Source organism: Arthrobacter sp. NPDC080086, from assembly GCF_040702285.1.
Genome location: NZ_JBFBKP010000137.1, coordinates 1 through 5,648 on the forward strand (window position 1 = coordinate 1; position 5,648 = coordinate 5,648).

Annotated in this window: 1 protein-coding gene, 2 tRNA genes and 3 rRNA genes; 1 reads left to right on the plus strand and 5 read right to left on the minus strand. The window is 52.8% G+C overall.

Going from position 1 to position 5,648, the window contains the following annotated elements; translation table 11 throughout:
• Positions 1-50: 50 nt before the first annotated feature.
• From rrf to AB0305_RS22450, 5 genes are all read right to left on the minus strand, one after another.
• Positions 51-163, minus strand: a 5S ribosomal RNA gene (gene rrf / locus AB0305_RS22430).
• Positions 164-279: 116 nt separating this feature from the next.
• Positions 280-3,158: ribosomal RNA gene (locus tag AB0305_RS22435) — 23S ribosomal RNA — on the minus strand.
• A gap of 265 nt (positions 3,159-3,423) precedes the next feature.
• Positions 3,424-3,499 (minus strand) — tRNA-Ala (locus tag AB0305_RS22440).
• Between the two features lie 36 nt (positions 3,500-3,535).
• Positions 3,536-3,612: transfer RNA gene (locus AB0305_RS22445), tRNA-Ile, on the minus strand.
• A 60-nt stretch (positions 3,613-3,672) separates the two neighbouring features.
• Positions 3,673-5,210, minus strand: a 16S ribosomal RNA gene (locus tag AB0305_RS22450).
• The 16S, 23S and 5S rRNA genes sit together here with 2 tRNA genes alongside, the layout of an rRNA operon.
• Positions 5,211-5,442: 232 nt before the next feature.
• On the opposite strand from AB0305_RS22450, the gene AB0305_RS22455 reads away from it, so the two are divergent.
• The coding region (locus tag AB0305_RS22455; RefSeq protein ID WP_366174092.1) for a hypothetical protein at positions 5,443-5,648 on the plus strand (206 nt) is incomplete at its 3' end.

A 5,648-nucleotide genomic window follows, 5' to 3' on the forward strand; every position in this document is an offset into this window, starting at 1 on the left:
TAAAAGCAAACACCCCAGCTCTGGGAGGAGCTGGGGTGTTTAGAGGGAGAGCCTGGCGATGACCTACTTTCACACGGGAATCCGCACTATCATCGGCGCGGAGTCGTTTCACGGTCCTGTTCGGGATGGGAAGGGGTGGTACCGACTCGCTATGGTCACCAGGCTATGACTTGTTGCGGCGCTGACGCGGAGGTCAACGTCGCCAATATGGGAATGTAGTTTGGGGTTGTGTATATGTATCAGGCACAAGGCAGACCCAGCCGGAAACATACCGGTTATAGGATCAAGCCGCACGGGCAATTAGTACTGGTTAGCTGAACGCATTACTGCGCTTCCACACCCAGCCTATCAACGTCCTGGTCTCGAACGACCCTTCAGGGAGATCAAGTCTCCAGGGAATCCTCATCTTCAGGCAAGTTTCCCGCTTAGATGCTTTCAGCGGTTATCTCTTCCGTACATAGCTACCCTGCGATGCCTCTGGCGAGACAACAGGTACACCAGCGGTACGTCCACTCCGGTCCTCTCGTACTAGGAGCAGCCCCCGTCAAGATTCCAACGCCCACGGCAGATAGGGACCAAACTGTCTCACGACGTTTTAAACCCAGCTCACGTACCTCTTTAAATGGCGAACAGCCATACCCTTGGGACCGGCTACAGCCCCAGGATGAGATGAGCCGACATCGAGGTGCCAAACACCGCCGTCGATATGAACTCTTGGGCGGTATCAGCCTGTTATCCCCAGAGTACCTTTTATCCGTTGAGCGATGGCCCTTCCATACAGAACCACCGGATCACTATGTCCTGCTTTCGCACCTGCTCGACTTGTCGGTCTCGCAGTTAAGCACGCTTTTGCCATTGCACTTTAGGTACGATGTCCGACCGTACCAAGCGTACCTTCGAACTCCTCCGTTACACTTTGGGAGGAGACCGCCCCAGTCAAACTGCCTACCATGCACTGTCCCCGACCCGGATTCACGGGCCAAGGTTAGAACCTCAAACAAACCAGGGTGGTATTTCAAGGACGGCTCCACCGAAACTAGCGTCCCGGTTTCAAAGCCTCCCACCTATCCTACACAGATCGGTTCAAAGTCCAATGCAAAGCTACAGTAAAGGTTCATGGGGTCTTTCCGTCTAGCCGCGGGGAGATTGCATCATCACAAACACTTCAACTTCGCTGAGTCTCGGGAGGAGACAGTGTGGCCATCGTTACGCCATTCGTGCAGGTCGGAACTTACCCGACAAGGAATTTCGCTACCTTAGGACCGTTATAGTTACGGCCGCCGTTTACCGGGACTTCAATCAAGAGCTTGCACCCCATCATTTAATCTTCCGGCACCGGGCAGGCGTCACACCCTATACGTCCACTTTCGTGTTTGCAGAGTGCTGTGTTTTTATTAAACAGTCGCAGCCACCATTTTATTGCAACCCCTTCGTCCTTCTGGCGCGAGCCAGTCAAACTACAAGGGCGTACCTTATCCCGAAGTTACGGTACCAATTTGCCGAGTTCCTTCTCCCGAGTTCTCTCAAGCGCCTTAGAATACTCATCTCGCCCACCTGTGTCGGTTTGCGGTACGGTCTCGTATGACTGAAGCTTAGAGGCTTTTCTTGGAACCACTTCCAATTGCTTCGCGACCTAAAGTCGCTCGCCCCACACCCTTGAATCACGCACCCGGATTTGCCTAAGTGCCATCTCCAATGCAGGGACCGGGACATCCAACACCCGGACAACCTTCCGCGATCCGTCCCCCCATCGCATCATACGACGGTGCAGGAATATTAACCTGCTTCCCATCAGCTACGCATCTCTGCCTCGCCTTAGGGGCCGACTCACCCTACGCCGATGAACGTTGCGTAGGAAACCTTGGGCTTACGGCGAGGGGGCCTTTCACCCCCTTTATCGCTACTCATGTCAGCATTCGCACTTCTGATACCTCCAGCATCCTTTACAAGACACCTTCACAGGCTTACAGAACGCTCTCCTACCATGCACTTACGTGCATCCGCAGCTTCGGTATATTGCTTAGCCCCGTTACATCTTCCGCGCAGGACGACTCGATCAGTGAGCTATTACGCTTTCTTTAAAGGGTGGCTGCTTCTAAGCCAACCTCCTGACTGTTTTAGCCTTCCCACTTCGTTTCCCACTTAGCAATATTTAGGGACCTTAGCTGGCGGTCTGGGTTGTTTCCCTCTTGACACCGGACGTTAGCACCCGATGTCTGTCTCCCGTGATTGCACTCTTCGGTATTCGGAGTTTGCTATGGCGGGGTAATCAGCAATAGACCCCCCAACCATGACAGTGCTCTACCCCCGAAGGTGAGACACGAGGCACTACCTAAATAGTTTTCGGAGAGAACCAGCTATTTCCAAGTTTGTTTAGCCTTTCACCCCTATCCACAGCTCATCCCCTAACTTTTCAACGTTAGTGGGTTCGGTCCTCCAGTACGTGTTACCGCACCTTCAACCTGGCCATGGATAGATCACTTGGTTTCGGGTCTACACCCAGCGACTGAACGCCCTATTCGGACTCGCTTTCGCTACGCCTTCCCTAATCGGTTAAGCTTGCCACTGAATGTAAGTCGCTGACCCATTATACAAAAGGTACGCCGTCACCCGTTTCCAGGCTCCGACTGTTTGTATGCATGCGGTTTCAGGATCTATTTCACTCCCCTCCCGGGGTTCTTTTCGCCTTTCCCTCACGGTACTGGTTCACTATCGGTCGATTACGAGTATTTAGCCTTGGAGGATGGTCCCCCCATCTTCAGACAGGATTTCACGTGTCCCGCCCTACTTGTCGTACACCTAGTTCCACAATACTGCTTTCGCATACGGGGCTATCACCCACTATGGCCGGACTTTCCATTCCGTTCTGCTAGCAATACTGCTAAAGAGTACAAGGCTGATCCCATTTCGCTCGCCACTACTTTGGGAATCTCGGTTGATTTCTATTCCTGCAGCTACTTAGATGTTTCAGTTCACTGCGTTCGCTTCTGGGACCTATGTATTCAGTCACAGATGACCCATACGGGCCGGGTTTCCCCATTCGGATATCTGCGGATCAAAGCTCGTTTGCCAGCTCCCCGCAGCTTTTCGCAGGCTACTACGTCCTTCATCGCCTGTAATCGCCAAGGCATCCACCACATGCACTTATTCGCTTGACCCTATAACGAGTATGTCTCGCTATAGGCTGAGTTCTCGCGTTGTGCCGTATTCCAAGACAATCTTTCGATTGCTCTGGTAATACTGGTTGATACAATCACAACCCAGTGTCGCATTACTACCGAGCATCTCATCAATGCTCCGCGACACCTTTACTACATTCCATATTGTTAAAGAACAGCCGAACTTTTACGCTCGTCTTGGCTAGGCCAAACGCAAACACCATCGACACCGCGTCGATGCTTGCGTTTGGTAACCAAAAGGTAATGGTGGAGGATGACGGGATCGAACCGACGACCCCCTGCTTGCAAAGCAGGTGCTCTCCCAGCTGAGCTAATCCCCCAGTCACGGCAGAGAACAACTTCCACCGTCCGTAACTTGGTGGGTCTGGTAGGACTTGAACCTACGACCCCCGCCTTATCAAGACGGTGCTCTAACCACCTGAGCTACAGACCCTTGGCTGTAACATCAAACAAACCGATAAGTGTGGACGCCTAACGTCGGATGCACGCTCTTAAAGGAGGTGATCCAGCCGCACCTTCCGATACGGCTACCTTGTTACGACTTCACCCCAGTCATGAACCCTACCGTGGTAATCGCCCTCCTTGCGGTTAGGCTAACTACTTCTGGTAAAGCCCACTCCCATGGTGTGACGGGCGGTGTGTACAAGACCCGGGAACGTATTCACCGCGGCATGCTGATCCGCGATTACTAGCGATTCCAGCTTCACGTAGTCGAGTTGCAGACTACGATCCGGACTACGATGCATTTTCTGGGATTAGCTCCACCTCGCGGCTTGGCAACCCTCTGTATGCACCATTGTATGACGTGTGAAGCCCTACCCATAAGGGCCATGAGGACTTGACGTCATCCCCACCTTCCTCCGGTTTGTCACCGGCAGTCTCTCTAGAGTGCCCTTTCGTAGCAACTAGAGACAAGGGTTGCGCTCGTTGCGGGACTTAACCCAACATCTCACGACACGAGCTGACGACAGCCATGCAGCACCTGTGTCCACTTTCTCTTTCGAGCACCTAATGCATCTCTGCTTCGTTAGTGGCATGTCAAGGGTAGGTAAGGTTTTTCGCGTTGCATCGAATTAATCCACATCATCCACCGCTTGTGCGGGTCCCCGTCAATTCCTTTGAGTTTTAATCTTGCGACCGTACTCCCCAGGCGGTCAACTTCACGCGTTAGCTACGTTACTAAGGAAATGAATCCCCAACAACTAGTTGACATCGTTTAGGGCGTGGACTACCAGGGTATCTAATCCTGTTTGCTCCCCACGCTTTCGTGCATGAGCGTCAGTGTTATCCCAGGGGGCTGCCTTCGCCATCGGTATTCCTCCACATCTCTACGCATTTCACTGCTACACGTGGAATTCTACCCCCCTCTGACACACTCTAGCCGTGCAGTCACCAATGCAATTCCCAAGTTAAGCTCGGGGATTTCACATCGGTCTTGCACAACCGCCTGCGCACGCTTTACGCCCAGTAATTCCGATTAACGCTTGGACCCTACGTATTACCGCGGCTGCTGGCACGTAGTTAGCCGGTCCTTATTCTTCCGGTACCGTCATCGACCCCAGGTATTAACCAGGGCCATTTCTTTCCGGACAAAAGTGCTTTACAACCCGAAGGCCTTCTTCACACACGCGGCATTGCTGGATCAGGCTTTCGCCCATTGTCCAAAATTCCCCACTGCTGCCTCCCGTAGGAGTCTGGGCCGTGTCTCAGTCCCAGTGTGGCTGATCGTCCTCTCAGACCAGCTACTGATCGTCGCCTTGGTGAGCCTTTACCTCACCAACTAGCTAATCAGACATCGGCCGCTCCTATAGCATGAGGCCTTGCGGTCCCCCACTTTCACCCTCAGGTCGTATGCGGTATTAGCTAATCTTTCGACTAGTTATCCCCCACTACAGGGCACGTTCCGATGTATTACTCACCCGTTCGCCACTCGCCATCAATCTAGCAAGCTAGATCATGCTGCCGTTCGACTTGCATGTGTAAGGCATGCCGCCAGCGTTCAATCTGAGCCAGGATCAAACTCTTCAGTTCAATCTGCTGTTTTCGCTCTTTACGAGCGGTCGCTCACTCTCAGAATCTGACTTGAACTTTCGTTCAAACCTTACTTCTGTGCGAGCACTTCATTACTTGTAAGCTAACGAACTTGCGTTCGTCGCATCCAGTATTAAGCGCCCACACTTATCGGCTGTTTGCTTGTTAAAGAACTACGCGATCAACTTTGTTCACCGCGTCGCTGCGTTTGCTGCAGCAGAGAAACGAGATTATGCAGAGCTTTTTCGTCGCTGTCAACAACTTGCTGAAGAATTTTTATCGTTCAACGCGTCGCCAACTTCACCGCAACCACGAGCCATCGCCAACCACTCAACCACCCGCAAACCCGCACCACTCCTACTTCTCCACCGCTCCAACCACTCCGCCTCAACCTTCGTTTCGGCGCCGTGTCGTGCAGCGAGGGGCGAACTATAGGCA